Below are 16,566 nucleotides of genomic sequence, written 5' to 3'. Positions count from 1 at the left end.
ATGCAAAAAGAACTCATGGAACGAATGGAACACTCTAAGAGTCCTTATTTATCTAAAATCGATAAGCAAAGGCTTCAACCCATGATTGAGGCATTCTTAAAAAAGGAAAACAAGCGACTCAGCCAATTACCCTCGGATGAACGACAATTAATAAACTGGGATTCAAGTTTACTGAGCTTTTTTATCACTCAGATCAAAACCTCTTTAAACAAAATCACTATCCTAAGTCGTACACATGATCAATTTGAATTGCTTTACCAAAAAGCGGTGACGGATGAAGAAAAAAAATTATTACTCTTAAATTTTTCTCGAAAACTAGGCGCTTCAGATAAAGATCTTAAAAACGATCGCCAAGCCTTAGGGCGATGGCTGGATAAAGAAGCCATGGTGGAGCGTTATAAAAAACAACGCTCCAAACTAGAGCTACAAATCATTCTTTGCCTACAAAGATTAGAACCACTCACCAAAGCGCTTTTGCAATCGCTCCACGAAAAAAAATTCGCCAACCATTGGCCAGAAGTAAATTTGAGTGAAACACTTAGTACGTTATTAAGATATGATGGGAATGAACGTGTTGTGGTGAATGCATTACAAGCCATTAAAAACATTATGGCCTGTTTGCCCTCTTCTTACCGTGAAACATTTATCTCACACGCCATGCGGTTTTCAATTTTGCGGGCTGCATTTGATCCTGAGAAAGGCACTTGGGTTCAATGTGAGGCCATGAGTTTGATAGAATACAGCTCACCTAAAGCGTTATTGGATTTAATTGGCAAGCGTCTTAACCATCCTAACGCAGGGGATGACTTTTTTGTTCGTAGTCATGCCGTGAGTCTTTTGTGTCGCAATGCTTCTGGTGAAACACTCAATGAATTAATCCCTGTAGTGTTAAAGGATAAAAGCCCTTATGTGCGACAAACCTTGGCAAAACATTATACTCAATTGCCCAATGAGATCCTTATCAGACTTTTAAATCAACTTGCTTTAAAGGACGACATGGCTACGGTTCGTGCCATGGCGATTTTTAATAGTTTAGACTTGGTATCGAATCGAGACTTATTTTCCCCCTTGGTAAGGCTACTCAAAAATGTTTTTAGTCGTGAAGAAGACGAATTTGTACTGAGAGTCACATTTAAAGTCATTGTGAACGCTCATGAGCGCTTAATCAAAGTAACTTCTGATTCCGCTCAAACTTGGTTCGACCAGTTTAATCCTTGCCTAAACAAAAAGCACTTAGAGGCTCAATCTATCAAACTACGTCGTTGGGCTGCACAAGCCATGGAAGTTCTTTGGTATCAACAGTGCCAGGGAGCGCAAGTACTTGGAGAGCGATTAAAAAATATTATTGAGAAGCTTAAGCCAGGCCAAACAACAACGCTTCCCAAATCCTTACTCAAAGAAACGGACCTTGATCTTCTCGGACGAGTCATGGCCGTGATGTCTATAACCGATTTTGGACTCTATTTAGAACCTAGACGATTTCGTATTAAATTAACTCGAGGGTCTTTATTTGGATTTCGTCTTTGGCGATTGTTGTATGAATTATCTCACCCCTCGTCTAATAAGCGGCAAGGATTTCCCTACACGAGTGCTCGAATCTCCAGAGGAACGATTCGAGCGCCTTCTGCTATTCTTGCTGAAGTTACTAAAACTAACGTACCAGGTGAACCTTTAGTCATTGATGAAGAAGGCGGCTATCGTCCTTATTTGCCTTTAATGGATGATATTTTAAGCAGTCTGGAGCAGGACAAACTAATTAAACTCTTCACCAGCGAAGGCATTACGGAAATTAGACCGCCTAAAAATCCATTAAAACGCCTTTGGGCAGCATGGCAATTGAATCTTAAATTTTCGCAATTCGCTCGTTTCAGAAATTGGCAAGAATCGAGCTCTTTTGGACCGAAGCGTTATTTAGCAGCTTTTCGACTTTTGGGATTTAAAATCAAGTTTAAAGCGTATAAGGGAAAATCATCAGACGAAACCGTCACCCGTTTTTTCACCGGAGTATCTTTTACTCCCATACTGAATCAATGGGATGAGTTTCAAAACTATTTTTTTACAGCCTACAGCAATACGCTCACCGAATTATTTCTCTTTTCTTTAGTAGTTTTAACTTACTTTATTGGGCGCCTTTTTTATACGAACTGGCGAGTCCATCGCTTTCGAAAAAATATTCCTTTAATCATTGGGGGGTATGGTACGCGTGGTAAATCTGGCGTTGAGCGAATGAAAGCCGCAATGCTTAGCGCCTTAGGATACAATGTGCTGAGTAAAACAACGGGATCGGAAGCCATGTTTTTACATGGCTCCGTTCTAAGCCGAACCCATGAATTTAACCTGTTTCGTCCTTACGAAAAAGCCTCCATTTGGGAGCAAGTCAAACTCTTAACCCTCGCCAGAAAAATGGATGTTGATATTTTTCTCTGGGAATGCATGGGTCTCACTCCGACGTATATCGAAATTTTGCAGCGACAATGGACCAAAGATGATCTCTCAACTATTACGAATACTTATCCAGACCATGAAGATATTCAAGGACCAGCGGGCATTAATGTTGCCGAATCCATGACCTATTTCATTAACCCAGGCTCGAAACTCATTACCAGCGAACAAGAAATGTTGCCCATACTGGCTGAAGGCGCGAAACAATTAAATACCGATTTAATTACCGTGGACTGGATAAATGCAGGCTTCGTAACACCCGACATTCTCGAACGCTTTCCTTATGAAGAACATCCTGTCAATGTTGCTTTGGTTCTTAAACTGGGAGAAATTCTTGGTATTGAACCCTCGTTTGCATTAAAAGCCTTTACCGATCGTCTGCATCCAGATATTGGTGCTTTCAAAGTCTTTCCACCGGCTCCAATGGATTCGCGCACTTTAATCTTTGTGAATGCCATGTCTGCAAATGAGCGGTATGGCTGTTTAAAGAGTTGGGAGAAATTAAATCTTCATCAACACGATCCTTACCAACACCCGGATGAATGGTTAACAACCTTAGTGAATAACCGCGCGGACAGGGTCAATCGCTCGCAAGTTTTTGCTGAAATGATAGTTGAAGATTTAAACGTTGATCAACATATCTTAGTAGGATCCAATATTCGTGGCTTACAAGGATATCTTGATAAAGCTTGGAACGATTATGAATCAAATATCAATTTATGGCCAGATAAGACGACCCAATCCGCTGAAGAATACGCGATTCAATACGCCAAAAGAATGCGCATCGCTTATGAAAAAGAAACGGTAAAAAAACGACTACAAGCCATGTTAAACGGGATAAATCCTAACGCCAAGTATACCATATTTCTCAAATCATGGGATTCTATAGAGCAATTAAGCCAGGTACTAAACGAATCGGATTTTAAGCCTTGGCATGATGCCATTTTAAAAACGCATCAACGAAACTTAAATCATTATCACCAATTTGAATCATTTCTAGATAAAGTAAACCATGCCAATAAAAGCGAGCATAAAACTTTAAACCAAACGTTTAAAAACCTTATGCGCGAATGGTTTTTTAATAAGATTTTCATCATTGAGCGCTTGGATGCCAGCGGAGATTACATTCATTTTGAAATTCAGCAATTAACTCCGCCCGGCTATAAAAATACGATTGTTGGAATTCAAAATATAAAAGGACCTGGGCTTGAAGTGGTGAGAGATTGGCTGACGTGGGAAACGTGCTATGAGGCGTGTGAAAAAACGAAGCAAAAAAATGCAGCCTTAATTAAAGAGGGTCTAGACATATTAAGTGAGTTTGATGAGTTTAACCTGCTTTGCGACGAGTACGTTCACGGCACTTTAAAAAATTTGAAAGAAAGACCTATTGCTCAAAAGGAATGGTATCAAATGAAAATTACAGCGATTTTAGCTAGGCTTGAACACTCCATGAATGAAATTAAACAACAAATCCAAACTGAGTCAAAAACACATTGGCGAGCGGCATTAAAATCTGCAATAACGAGGGTGTTCGATATCTATAAAGGCCTGCAACGACGAAGAATAGCCGATCAAATTTATGACGATTTAGCGAATGGAAGAATAAGCAGCACCAAAGCTATCCTAGAGTTACAAAAACTTAATCGCTCTCAATCTATCTAACGTAAGTTCGACAGAAAAGTCATTTATGACTTATAGAACTCACCTTTACTAAGGCAGGAAAGATTAAATAACGGTACAATCAAATTAAAAAAAGAGGCTCATATGAAAGAAATTATTCTTGCCACGAACAATTCTGGAAAAATTAAAGAATTAGAAGCGTTGTTGGCGCCTATTCAGTGTATTCCTCAGCACTCCTTAGGCATTTCAGAGGCCGAAGAAACTGGATTAAGTTTTATCGAAAACGCAATTCTCAAAGCGCGACATGCCAGCCGTCAAACAGGCAAACCCTCTTTAGCTGATGATTCCGGATTAGTAGTACCCGCGCTTAATGGGGAGCCTGGTATATACTCAGCACGCTTCGCTGGTCCTAATGCAAGCGATGAGGATAATGTCCAAATGCTGCTGAATAAGTTAAAACACGTTCCAGAGTACGAACGCCAGGCTTACTTTTATTGTGCTATGGTATTAGTAGAACATGCAGATGATCCAACTCCTATCGTTGCTACAGGAAAACTTGAAGGAGTCATCTTGGATGAGCCGAAAGGCTCTAGTGGGTTTGGATACGATCCCATTTTTTTCTTACCTAGCTATGGGGCAACGGTTGCAGAACTTTCAAAAGACATAAAAAATCAAATTAGTCATCGGGCACAGGCGTTAAATGCATTGTTGCAAGGAATGCTTGATTATCAGTAACGACGTTTATCAAATGAAAAAAAACCATCACCAATTATTCGATGAAGCCTATAAAAAACAACAGCAAAATCAACTGGCTGAGGCGATTAAATTATATCAGGAAGTCTTGAGGATAAAGCCCAACTACGCCGATGCGCTGCATTTTATGGGGCTTTGTTACGCACAACTTGGCGATATGAAACAAGCGATTTATTATTTTAATCAAGCGATAGAAATTAAGCCTAAAGAAGCGAGTTTGTATAATAATCTAGCGAATGCCTACAAATATTCTAAAGAATATGAGCGCGCTATTGAAGCCTATCAAGCCGCGATTGATCTTAATCCTAGCTATGCTCAAGCACACAATAATCTCGCCGCAGTGTATGCCATCCAAGGCGAGCATCAAAAAGCCTTGCAATACTATCATAAAGCCATCCACGCTCAACCCGATTCTGCACCCATACATCATAATCTTGGCTTGTTGCTATTGCAGCTTAAAAATTTAAAGGCCGCTGAAACTCAGTTTAAAAACGTTTTGGCATTAAATCCTGACCATTTGGAAGCTCATTTTTATCTCGGCGTTTTGTACTTAAATAATAATCAGCTAGAAGCCGCAAAAAATGCATTTCAAGAAGTTCTTAGACTCAATAACGAGCACGTTGAAGCCTTGACTAATCTTGGTGTGATTGCATTAAAAGAAGATCAAGGACAAGGCGCGATTGATTATTTCACCAAAGCCTTAGCGTATGATAATGACCACACTGAAGCGCGCAATAATTTAGCCGCGACCTTCATGCACTACGACCGATTTGAAAATGCCCTCATGCATTACGATGTATTATTGAAGAAAGACCCAAATCATATCGAGTATCTTTATAATAGTGGTGTTGCCCAAATGGCTTTGGGTCATTTACCAGAGGCTTTAAATCTCTTTGAAAAATTATTATTCCTTGAACCCAATCATTTTGCAGCGCTTAACAACCTGGCAGCAATTTATATCCGATTGGAAGAGCGAGAAGAAGCCATTAAATATTTAAATAAAGCACTCAAAGTTAAGCCCAATGATTCTGCAACGAAATTTATGCTTCATGCTCTCAATCAAGATGAGACAGAAACCTCCGTGAGCCTCGAATACATCAGCAATTTATTTAATAATTATGCACTTTATTACGATCAACATATGAAAGGCGTTTTAAATTATGCACTCCCAGAGCATATTGCAAAAATCTTGCATCAATTGCCTGTCATTCAAGTGCAAGATACTTTAGATTTAGGTTGTGGAACTGGGTTAAGTGGCGTGGTTCTACGAGAAATTAGCCAGCATTTAACTGGCGTTGACCTGTCAACCAAAATGCTTGTGCAAGCTAAAGAAAAAGGATTGTATGATGAGTTAATTGAATCCGATGTGATCACATTTTTAGAAACCACACGAAAACACTTTGATTTAGCTGTGGCAGCGGATCTCGTACCCTATTTTGGCGATTTAAAACCGTTTTTTTCTGCACTTTGCAAGCGACTCACTCCCAATGGGTTATTTGTGTTTAGTTCAGAGATTTCCGATGATAAGGCTTGGAAATTACAACCGTCAGCGCGCTTTAGCCATAGTTCTGATTATATTCATTCCCTTTGTAAGGAATTGAATTTAAACCTCATACGACAGGAAAAAATCACGGGACGAAAACAAGATAATGAACCGTTGAGCATCATGCTATACGTTGCCCAACATACCTTAAACCCACCGTAGAAAGGCTCACTCAAAGTTTACAGCAAACCGGATCCGCGCTATGTTTTCACGGACCGTTTCATGGTTTCGAAACACATTGACATTCAAATATCCCAATGCCAGCATGACCGATTCAGTGATTGGCTTTTGCACTCCGATGAAATATCTCGTTTGGCTGATTGTTTTTCTAGAGACCCAGGTAGGGTGATTTACATTTACAAATAGCTCGCCTGTCAACAGAGGAGAGATCTGATTTGGAAAAAAGTTTTTTAGAATAAGCGTGCTTTGGTTTCGATTTCGATAGGCCGTACCAGGTTCTAATGAAAAAAAACGTTCTTCAAAACGAGAATAATATGTCCACTCTAAAGAATTGGAGTTCACTAAAGTAATGAATAGTTGTTGCCATACTGCTTGAATCGTTCTTCTTCTACTATCCAATGATTGAAAATAATCATATCCTAACCAAAGCTTGAAATGCTTTATAGTATGTCCTACAGCAACCCGAGCTAATGCTGCATCCACTTCTGAACGATTGTAAAAACGCCCTTCCGCTTCAAGATAATAAAAAAAAGGCTTATTTTCATCAAAAGTAAACGTCATTCCATCCCATGTACCGGTTAACGACCGTACTGCGAATAATTTCGTTGCCAATACAATCAGACAAAAAAATGAAATTATTCGAATAGACATCGAGAATTATGATCCTTTGAGATTATTTAGTTTAAACTCCAAACTGATATTTTAAAAAGGAATATCCAAACTACTATCTAGAGCATGAAGCTCGGCTTTAAATAAAGATTGAATGCTTGCCAAACTTAATTCATCTTGTGCCTCAAAGCGGGCCACAAGACAAGGAGTTGTATTTGAAGCTCGAATAAGACCCCAGCCATGGGTAAACTCCACTCTTAAGCCATCGATTGCAATTAAGCGCGCATCAGGAAATTTTGCTTGCTCACTAAGACGCTGCATAAATAAAAACTTAAGTTCATCCGAAATAGGGATTTTAATTTCAGGAGTATTTACGCTGTTTGGAATATCCTTGAATTGATCACTAACAGATTTCGTCGAATGACTTAAAATTTCTAAAAGACGGCAAGCACTGTAAATGGCATCATCAAAACCATACCATCGCTCTTTAAAAAAGAGATGGCCACTCATCTCACCTGCAAGCACCGCGTTTTCTTCTCGCATAACGGATTTCACAATAGAATGTCCAGTTGGGCACATGCGTGCAACGCCTCCTGCTTGCTCTATAAATTGCATAAGATGGCTAGAACATTTCACATCAAACACGACCGATGCGCCAGGATTCCGACTTAACACATCTTTGGCATAGAGCATCATTAAACGATCAGGCCAAATGAGCTCACCTTTATTGGTAATCACGCCCAAACGATCGGCATCCCCATCAAATGCCAAGCCGATATCAGCATTATGCTGAAGGACTGCCGCTTTTAAATCAATTAAATTCGATTCAATGGTTGGATCAGGATGGTGGTTAGGAAATCGACCATCAACATCACAATACATTTCAATCACATCACAGCCTAACTGCTTAAGAATTAATGGAGCAATAGGGCCTGCCATACCATTACCACTATCAATAACAACTTTTAAAGGCCTTTGCAATTTGATATCCGCAACAATACGCTGGATATAATCAGAAGTAATCTCAAACGAATGGCATTGCCCTTGGCCTTCAATGGATCTCAACGTTTGATTTAACTCATAGAGATGATCAATATCTGAATTTAAGAGTGTCTTGCCGGCTAAAACCATTTTAATGCCGTTATAATCAGCTGGATTGTGACTACCTGTAACCATTAGTCCACAATCCATTTCATGAATATGAGTCGCAAAATACATCATAGGCGTTGCAACAACGCCTAAATCAAACACATTCATACCGCTATCTAGTAATCCCTGGGTTAATGCTTTCGCCAATGAATCACTCGTTAAACGACCATCACGACCTAAAAAAAGACCGGTGCGGTTTAAACCCTGCAAACGACAACTAATCGCCTTACCAATACTATAAAAAGCATCTTCATCCAGGCGTTCACCAATAATGCCGCGAATATCATACGCTCTAAACACACTGCGGGAGACAGGCTTTTGCTGATAAGAACGATGGTTCACTTATTGCCTCCCCGAGCTGCCAAATCCGCCAACACCTCGTGCGCTCTCATCAAAGGATTCAACGATAGTAAAATCCGCTTGCACTACGGGTAAAAAAACAAGTTGAGCAATACGATCCCCTGGATTCACAGTAAAATGTTCTTTCGTGCGATTCCAACAAGAGATTTTAAGTTCCCCTTGATAATCAGAATCAATCAAACCAACTAAATTACCTAGGACAATCCCGTGTTTATGACCTAAGCCAGAGCGCGGTAAAATCACCGCCGCCAAATTGGGATCAGCTATATAAATTGCTAAACCCGTGGGTAATAAAACGGTCTCACCCCCAGCAATTTGTAAAGGCTCATTAAGGCAAACCCTTAAATCTAGACCTGCAGAACCAGGCGTTGCATAAGAGGGCAAAGGAAACTGATCCCCCAGACGAGGATCGAGAATTTTTAATTGGATTGCTTTTTCCATCTTTTTCCTTAAATAACCAGTACAATTTCATTAATGTATTCTTGTCGCATTTTCTCTGAATGCTCAGAGCGGTGGATATGTGGTAATACCAAATTAACCCTTTAGTTTGCTACTATTTTGAAGGGTTGAGGCAATGATTGCAACAATTTGGCCTGCCAATCGAACTTTATGATTGGAAGCGAGATCCACTTGGTTTTCTTTTGAAATCACGGAAACTTGATTTACATCTTCGTCAAATCCTTTATTTTTACCCACTTCATTGGCAATGATTAAATCGAGTTTTTTCTTTATCAACTTATTGTGAGCATATTCAATAATATGAGAAGTTTCAGCTGCAAATCCCACCACGAAAGAAGGCTTACCACTTTGAACGGCAAAGGATAAAATATCTGGATTTTCTTTTAGTTCGAGCGTTAACGATTTTTGGTTATTTTTTTTAATTTTTTCTTCAGACACCGTCTTTATGTGATAATCAGCCACTGCTGCCGCTCCAATAAAAATAGCTCCTTTTTTTAAAAAACGCTTTACTGCATTAAGCATCTCTTCGGCGGTTTCAACAGGAACAAGAAAAACTCCTTCAGGCTTTTTTAAAACCGTTGGGCCACTAATAAGCGTTACATTCGCACCAGCCCTGTAGAGGGCTTTAGCTAACGCATAACCCATCTTCCCTGAGCTCCTATTGCTCAAATAGCGTACTGGATCAATGGCTTCTCGGGTAGGACCTGCGGTAATCAATACTTCTTTACCCTTTAACCATGGCTTCACCTCGATAAGGCGTAATGCATCAATCATGTCTGCAACCTCACTCATGCGACCATAACCTTGTTCACCACAAGCTTGCATGCCTTCCTCAGGACCCACTACGACCACTCCCCGCTTTACAAGCGTTTCACAGTGTGTTTTTGTCGCTGGATGAGCCCACATGCTACGATTCATAGCCGGGCAAATGATAACCGGCGTTTCCGTTACCAAGTAAAGCGTTGAGAGTAAGTCATCGGCCAAACCAATAGCTAATTTCGCCATGCAATTGGCAGATAGCGGTGCAATGACTAAATAATCAGCCCAGCGAGCCAATTCAATGTGCCCCATAGCTCGTTCAGCTTGGGAGTCAAACAAAGTGGTGCGAACTTCATGGCCAGACACCGCTTGCATGGTCATAGGCGTAATAAATTCTTGCGCGGAATCGGTCATAACAACGCGAACATTTGCGCCTAATCGGGTTAACTCGCGCACAAGATAAACAGATTTGTAAGCAGCGATGCCACCGCAAACACCTAACACAATATTTTTATTGGAGAAATCTTGCATGTTTTTCAAAGTCTTGGGTAACGAATCTAGCTATTATATACCCATTCTATCAAGTCCTGCAGCCGCTTCTATGCTTTAGATGGTAACATTCCTATACATTTTTTTAAAAAATAGTCTAATCTTCAAGAACATACTCATAATGGAGAACCAAATGAAACGAAGTGCAACGGCTATATGGGAAGGTGGGCTGAAAGATGGAAAGGGTCAATTAACAACCGATAGCAAAATTCTTTCGGAAACAGTTTATTCGTTTAAAGATCGATTTGAAGAAGGTAAAAATACCAACCCAGAAGAACTTATTGCAGCAGCCCATGCAGGATGCTTTTCAATGGCCTTATCTGGCCAGTTGGCAACGTTTGATTTAGTCGCAGACTATATAAAAACTAAAGCCACGGTAACGCTTGAGAAATCTGAAGACGGCTTTGAGATCCCTAGTATTCATTTATCCGTCACCGCTCGAGTGCCAAATGCCACGCATGCCACATTTGATAAAGCAGCTGAAAACGCAAAAAACGGTTGCCCAGTCTCTAAATTAATGAATGCCAAAATCATCATGGATGCTGTATTAGAAGAGTAAACTCATTTCTCCAATACATAATGGCCAGGAGCATCCTCTAAAATTTGAAACCCTTTTTCTGGAGCACCAATACCTGGCGGAGCAATTTTCTTTCCAGAATGTTTCGCTAACCAACGATGCCATTTAGGCCACCAAGAGCCTTTATGGCTTTTATGCTCATGATGCCACTTTTCTGGAGCAATGTAAGGTGCATTGGCTGCGGATTTTCCTATGCGATAGCTTCGACCTTTATGGCCAGGCTCAGAAACAATTCCCCCATTATGTCCTCGGTTAGCAAGAACGAAGGTAATTTCAGAGCCATTAGCATAAAGATGAATTTTATAAACTGATTTCCAAGGTGCAATATGATCTTTTTCCGTGGAAACGACAAACAAGGGCGACTTAATGTCTTCTAATGCCACCGGTTCACCATCAATTAGATAATCGCCTTCGGCTAAGTCATTGTTTAAATGAAAATTGCGCAGATATTCTTTTTGCATCTTGTAGGGCAGTCGTGTGGTATCCGAATTCCATGCCATTAAATCATTTAAGGGTGGCCGCTCACCGAGTAAGTACCTTTGTACCGCTTTAGACCAAATTAATTCTTTAGGCCGTAGTAGCTCAAAGGTAGCAGACATTTGATCGCCCCTTAAATACCCTTGCGAAAACATAATATCCTCAAGATAAGAAAGCTGATTTTCATCAATAAACGTCATGAGCTCTCCTGCCTCCTCAAAATCGGTTTGGGCGGCGAAAAGAGTAACGGTTTTTAAGCGATCATCATAGTGTCGCGCCATGTAAGATGCGGCCATGGATAGCAACGTGCCCCCAATGCAATAACCTGTAGCATGAATATTCTTTTGACCAGTAATACTTTGAGTAGCATTGATGGCTTCTAAAACACCCTTTTTTAAATAGTCTTGCATCCCGTAATTTCGATAACTTGCATCTGGATTTTTCCAAGAGATCATAAAGACAGTATGCCCTTGTTTGACCAAATAATTAACCATTGAATTATGGGGCGATAAATCCAAAATATAATACTTCATAATCCAGGCTGGAATAATTAAAACAGGCTCTGGATAAACCGTTTCGGTTTGGGGAGCATATTGAATTAATTCAATCAAATCATTGCGATAAACCACTTTTCCTTGAGTCACCGCTATATCTTTCCCAACTACAAATTCTTCCGCCCCGACGGGTCGATCTCCTTTAAGATGACGCCAAAAATCTTCCTGAGCATTTTGCCAGCCATCGATTAAATTTTTCCCAGAAGTTTCCAGCGTCTTTTCTAAAACGACTGGGTTTAGAATTGGATTATTTTCTGGAGAAAGTGCATTAAGCCATTGATAACGAAAAAACGAGATCAATTCACGATGATCTTTTGCTACCCCTCGAATTTGAGAAGCTTCTTGCCACCAGTCTTCCCAAAGCATGAAACCATTTGCAACGGCACAGTATGGCCATTCGTGCCATCCTTCATCTTTAAATCGTTCATGAAAACGTTTATCTTCTGTATCGAAACAGTTTGTGTTTTTATTCGCAGCGTATTCAATCAAATTTTGATAAAAATCAATCATTTTATCAAAAGCACTTTCCATCAATTGTAAACAGCGGTTTGGTGCAATTACAGTATGAGCCCACCAGTCTGTATAAGCGATTAAAATTGCAGCGGGTGATAAGCCTGTTGTCATTTGACCGAGTTGGGCATGAAAAATACGGTCTAAAAATTCAGCTCTTTTTGCCTTATCTTCTTGGAGCATGGCGTTTTCAAAGGTTTTCATCCCTTTGCTTAGCCTTGTCATAGAGGTATTAAAATGGTCTTCAAGGACCTGAATTTTTTCAGAAAACGTAAAGAGATTGGCATCCTTTTTCAAACGTTTATTTGCCATTTTTTTATCCATTTTTATTGCAATGCACAATAAAAGTTTAGCTTAATAATTGACTCTTGCCAAGATTGGGTTCCATCATTTTTCAATGCGAATACAAGACATCCACGACCAATAAACAGAATATTATTTATTCTTTTTGTATTTTTTTAAATCTTGTTGTAATATTATTTGTAAGATAACACGCCAAGGACTAGGCTATGAAAAAAACAATCCTTCTTTCTTTTTTTATAATATTAACGAGCATTCAACTAACCGGATGCGGATGGGGTGGATGCAGCAATTTATGTGGTGGAAGCAATTACGTATTTAATTACCAAGGAACCAGCTGTTGTAGCGGCGTACCTTGGTAACTTCTGACTCAATAAATCCTGCATAAAGCGTCTGCGGGATTTATTTTTTTCCTATCTTCTTCAAGTAATTTCGAGCAAATTCATCCGGCGAAAGTGGGCGACTAAAATAATAGCCTTGCTGATATTCACATCCTAAATCCTTTAATAAATCGGATTGTTCTTTCGTTTCAATTCCTTCTGCCACAACCTGCATACCTAGATTAAGCGCTAACGTTTTAATCGCTTTAATGATGCTGATATTTTTCTCATTCTGAGGGATACCATGAATGAAAATACGATCGATTTTCATCGTATCCACTGGAAGCTTCATTAAATAATGCATCGACGAATAACCTGTTCCAAAATCATCGATGGTCAACTTACAACCAAGCTCTTTTAATTGGTTTAATATAACGACGGTTTCATCGAAATTTTCGATAAAAGCACTTTCAGTGACTTCAAACTCAATGAAAGTCGGATTGACGCCAGATTTTTTAATAACGCTTGCAATTCGTTGGCTTAGATCTTTTTGGCTAAATTGCCTCGCTGCAATATTGATTGCAATCGGTGGAATTAGGTAGCCTTCGTTTTGCCAATCTTTTAATTGTTGGCACGTATTTTTGATCACCAGATCACCTATAGCAAAAATTAAATTGGATTCTTCGGCTAAATTGAGAAATAAATCAGGCAATAATAGCCCTCTTGTCGGATGTTGCCAGCGAATTAAGGCTTCAGCCCCAATTAGCGTATTATTCAAAGAGTCAATCTTTGGCTGGTAATAAATTAAAAATTGTTTTTCTTGCAAAGCACTATGCAATTCTTGTAAGAGCTCATTTCGCTCAATGACTTCTACCTCTAATTCACTGGAGAAAAATTCATAATCATTTTTTCCGCGAGCTTTCGCCAAATACATCGACATATCGGCATACTTCAGAAGTTCGTCGCTTGTTTTGCAGTCTTTTGGATAAATTGCAATACCAATACTTGCGGTTGCAAAATACTCCATATCTTCTAATAAAAAAGGTTCATCAAATGCCTTTAATAATCGCTCGGCAACTTCCTCTGCTTGTTTTTTTGCGATATGAACACTGGGTATGTCAGAAAGAAGTATGGTGAATTCATCCCCCCCAATCCGAGCTAATAGCCCTTGATTTCCTAGTTGCTGGTGCATTCGTTTGGCGACTAAGGCTAAAAAACGATCTCCTATGCTATGACCTAATGTATCATTCACGTCTTTAAAATTATCTAAATCTAAGAACATCAAAACACAATAGGTCTCTTCTTTAACGGCGCGCTCTAGTGCATCGTTCATCGCATCGCGCAACATTAATCGGTTGGGTAAGTGGGTTAAATCATCATAATGCGCTTGCCGATACAATTGTTCTTCCCATTCTGCATGAGTGAATGCGATGGATGCCCGATAAAAAATATCTCGCAGCTCATTGGTGTTAAATTCTTTCAGGGTTTCTTTTTCTTTAAACCCCATGCCCATAATGGCCGTAGGGATACCCCGATGAAGAATGGGAAATAATATAAAATAGTTCATTCGATGATGGGTTAAACTTGCTAGATAATCAGGAAGTCCGTCCTTTTTTAAATCGATTGCTCTATCTTGATTTTGTTGTAATAGGAGAAGGTCTTGTTTTGATAATTCAGTTTCTGCTATCTCGATTTGGAGGCGATCAGCATCATCTATGGTTAAAGATATTCGGGTTTTGTCCTCATGACGGATCATCCCAAGCACTAAAACATCATAGTTCACTGCTTCTTTTAAACGATCAAAAATGATATTTAAAATGGCCTCGCCGTCTTTGTTTGTTAAAATACTTTTATCAAGCATCGATAAAATAGACAGGGTTTTAAACTGGCGATTTAATTGCGAGGCCATGGCATTAAACGCCTCGCCCAATTCTTCGAATTCATCATGACTCGTCACGTTGACAGGCGTTGTGAAATCTCTTTTTGCAATTCGCTTTGTCGCTTTCCTTAATTTTTCTAATGGGGTTAATACGCGCCGGATTTGTGCTTGGGTTAAAAACATCGTTAAAAATATTGCCACCAACACGGTTGGTATAAAAATAGAATATAAACTTTTAGCTTGAGATAAAACACTTGCCATAGGCTCAGCCAAAACTACGGTCCAGTTTTCGCTTTTTAGGCGCTGTTTTAAAAAAAGGCTCCAATAACCAACAAAATATTCTTCTTGTTGCGTTTGCCATGGAAAGACATCTGAATCTTGCTTCATTTTTAAGCTAAATACGTTTTCTGGAACAGAAGAAGCTGTATTGGTATAAATGAGTTGATTTTTAGGGCCAATCACCCAAAACAGCGCATTGCTATGAATATCAAACATCCAAATGTTTTTTACTCTTCCCAATAAATATCGATGAGGATCTAATCGATGGATCATCATGACATGACTTCCTGAACCCCCTGTTTGAGGAGGGCGCACGGCAATCGCCGTTTGGCCAACGGATAGCGCTTTCATATCCATAGGTAGCACAAGCTTTTTTCCTTTTAAAACAAGAGACGTTTTTTCCTTATCCATTAAGGTTAAAGACACAAAATCGGGTGCCAAGCCTGATAATTGTTCTGATTGTGTTACATAATCATCCTGAGGAAGTGCGATAATTGCTTTTCCCAAAAGACTAATTTGATTTTCCAGATGGAATAAACGGCCAATTAAGTCCATTCCGATGGTTTTAACACTTTGTCGAACATGTTGTTGACTTGTTTCATTCAACTGGCGAGAGATTTGGGTTATTTGAAAGATGGCCAAAAAAATAACCGGGATCAAAGCAGAAAGAATGAATAACAAAAAAACACGGCGCGCCACCTTGCTTTGAAAAAAGTTCCAATCTATCTTCATAGGTCGCCTTGCTTAATAATCTGAACCCAGCCCGATAAAACTACCATTATTTGCTCGAATAACATCATCCTTGCTCTCACTTTCAGTCAGCGAAATTTTTGTTTTGCCGTCCTCTCCCATACTGTATAAATCAAAATCCGAGTTTAGAGGGAATAAGTTTTGATCTTTCCTGGCTTGAGGATCAGCACCTTTATCTGGTAACGCTGCGATGTTTAAATAATGATAAGAATTCCCCCAAGGGTCTTTGCGATTTTGCATACCGACTGCGGCTAAATCAGGAGGATATTTATAACCATTTTCCATGTAGTAGTTTTCAATAGCAATTTCCATATCCTTAATGTCTGAGATTGCTTGTTCAATATTGGCTTTTTGGCGAGAAGTATCATAAGCCTCAACGGCTATAAAAATCAGTGTGGATAATAAACCAAGCACGATAAGCATTTCCAAAACGGTAAAACCATTTGGCCATAGAGGGGGATTAGCAAATCTATAAAACGTCTTGGGCTTAGAAAACA

Annotated in this window: 11 protein-coding genes; 4 read left to right on the top strand and 7 right to left on the bottom strand. The window is 39.5% G+C overall.

Annotated elements, in window-relative coordinates; all coding sequences use genetic code 11:
• The 3 genes from E1O41_RS05985 to E1O41_RS05975 all read left to right on the top strand — a co-directional run bounded on the left by E1O41_RS05985 (position 1) and on the right by E1O41_RS05975 (position 6,520).
• Entirely contained in the window at positions 1-4,104 is a 4,104-nt protein-coding gene (locus E1O41_RS05985; protein WP_165481127.1) for a HEAT repeat domain-containing protein, read from the top strand.
• 102 nt (positions 4,105-4,206) lie between these two features.
• On the top strand, positions 4,207-4,797 hold the full coding sequence (rdgB, locus tag E1O41_RS05980) for an RdgB/HAM1 family non-canonical purine NTP pyrophosphatase (protein ID WP_131776411.1): 591 nt from the start codon (positions 4,207-4,209) through the stop codon (positions 4,795-4,797).
• A gap of 13 nt (positions 4,798-4,810) precedes the next feature.
• A complete protein-coding gene (locus tag E1O41_RS05975) occupies positions 4,811-6,520 on the top strand; it encodes a tetratricopeptide repeat protein (RefSeq protein ID WP_131776410.1) in 1,710 nt (569 codons plus the stop codon).
• 6 nt (positions 6,521-6,526) lie between these two features.
• Here E1O41_RS05975 and E1O41_RS05970 read toward each other — a convergent pair whose 3' ends face one another.
• The 4 genes from E1O41_RS05970 to coaBC form a co-directional block, all read right to left on the bottom strand.
• A complete protein-coding gene (locus E1O41_RS05970; protein WP_131776409.1) occupies positions 6,527-7,189 on the bottom strand; it encodes a DUF2490 domain-containing protein in 663 nt (220 codons plus the stop codon).
• Positions 7,190-7,240: 51 nt separating this feature from the next.
• Complete coding sequence (locus E1O41_RS05965; protein WP_131776408.1) at positions 7,241-8,638, bottom strand: phosphomannomutase/phosphoglucomutase; 1,398 nt, start codon at positions 8,636-8,638, stop codon at positions 7,241-7,243.
• Complete coding sequence (dut, locus tag E1O41_RS05960; protein WP_131776407.1) at positions 8,639-9,097, bottom strand: dUTP diphosphatase; 459 nt, start codon at positions 9,095-9,097, stop codon at positions 8,639-8,641. It abuts the gene before it with no gap.
• A gap of 93 nt (positions 9,098-9,190) precedes the next feature.
• Entirely contained in the window at positions 9,191-10,405 is a 1,215-nt protein-coding gene (gene coaBC / locus E1O41_RS05955; RefSeq protein ID WP_131776406.1) for a bifunctional phosphopantothenoylcysteine decarboxylase/phosphopantothenate--cysteine ligase CoaBC, read from the bottom strand.
• A 151-nt stretch (positions 10,406-10,556) separates the two neighbouring features.
• Here coaBC and E1O41_RS05950 point away from each other — a divergent pair, with 151 nt between their 5' ends.
• A complete protein-coding gene (locus tag E1O41_RS05950; protein WP_131776405.1) occupies positions 10,557-10,982 on the top strand; it encodes an OsmC family protein in 426 nt (141 codons plus the stop codon).
• 2 nt (positions 10,983-10,984) lie between these two features.
• Here E1O41_RS05950 and E1O41_RS05945 read toward each other — a convergent pair whose 3' ends face one another.
• The 3 genes from E1O41_RS05945 to E1O41_RS05935 form a co-directional block, all read right to left on the bottom strand.
• The gene (locus E1O41_RS05945; RefSeq protein WP_229669363.1) at positions 10,985-12,853 is read right to left on the bottom strand and encodes a PHA/PHB synthase family protein; all 1,869 of its coding nucleotides are present in this window, start codon (positions 12,851-12,853) and stop codon (positions 10,985-10,987) included.
• Positions 12,854-13,243: 390 nt separating this feature from the next.
• The gene (locus E1O41_RS05940) at positions 13,244-16,051 is read right to left on the bottom strand and encodes an EAL domain-containing protein (protein WP_131776404.1); all 2,808 of its coding nucleotides are present in this window, start codon (positions 16,049-16,051) and stop codon (positions 13,244-13,246) included.
• 12 nt (positions 16,052-16,063) lie between these two features.
• A complete protein-coding gene (locus E1O41_RS05935) occupies positions 16,064-16,483 on the bottom strand; it encodes a prepilin-type cleavage/methylation domain-containing protein (RefSeq protein WP_165481126.1) in 420 nt (139 codons plus the stop codon).
• Between the last annotated feature and the right edge of the window lie 83 nt (positions 16,484-16,566).

It is taken from the genome of Legionella impletisoli, from assembly GCF_900639875.1.
Taxonomy (GTDB): domain Bacteria; phylum Pseudomonadota; class Gammaproteobacteria; order Legionellales; family Legionellaceae; genus Legionella_A; species Legionella_A impletisoli.
The sequence above is the reverse complement of the archived record's forward strand: the minus strand, read 5'-3'. Positions and strand labels throughout refer to the sequence as shown.

Excerpts from the sequence above, each read along its gene's own strand:
- E1O41_RS05985 (WP_165481127.1), top strand. The coding sequence starts at position 1 with ATGCAAAAAGAACTCATGGAACGAATGGAACACTCTAAGAGTCCTTAT.
- rdgB (WP_131776411.1), top strand. The coding sequence starts at position 4,207 with ATGAAAGAAATTATTCTTGCCACGAACAATTCTGGAAAAATTAAAGAA.
- E1O41_RS05975 (WP_131776410.1), top strand. The coding sequence starts at position 4,811 with ATGAAAAAAAACCATCACCAATTATTCGATGAAGCCTATAAAAAACAA.
- E1O41_RS05970 (WP_131776409.1), bottom strand. The coding sequence starts at position 7,189 with ATGTCTATTCGAATAATTTCATTTTTTTGTCTGATTGTATTGGCAACG.
- dut (WP_131776407.1), bottom strand. The coding sequence starts at position 9,097 with ATGGAAAAAGCAATCCAATTAAAAATTCTCGATCCTCGTCTGGGGGAT.
- coaBC (WP_131776406.1), bottom strand. The coding sequence starts at position 10,405 with ATGCAAGATTTCTCCAATAAAAATATTGTGTTAGGTGTTTGCGGTGGC.
- E1O41_RS05950 (WP_131776405.1), top strand. The coding sequence starts at position 10,557 with ATGAAACGAAGTGCAACGGCTATATGGGAAGGTGGGCTGAAAGATGGA.
- E1O41_RS05945 (WP_229669363.1), bottom strand. The coding sequence starts at position 12,853 with ATGGCAAATAAACGTTTGAAAAAGGATGCCAATCTCTTTACGTTTTCT.
- E1O41_RS05940 (WP_131776404.1), bottom strand. The coding sequence starts at position 16,051 with ATGAAGATAGATTGGAACTTTTTTCAAAGCAAGGTGGCGCGCCGTGTT.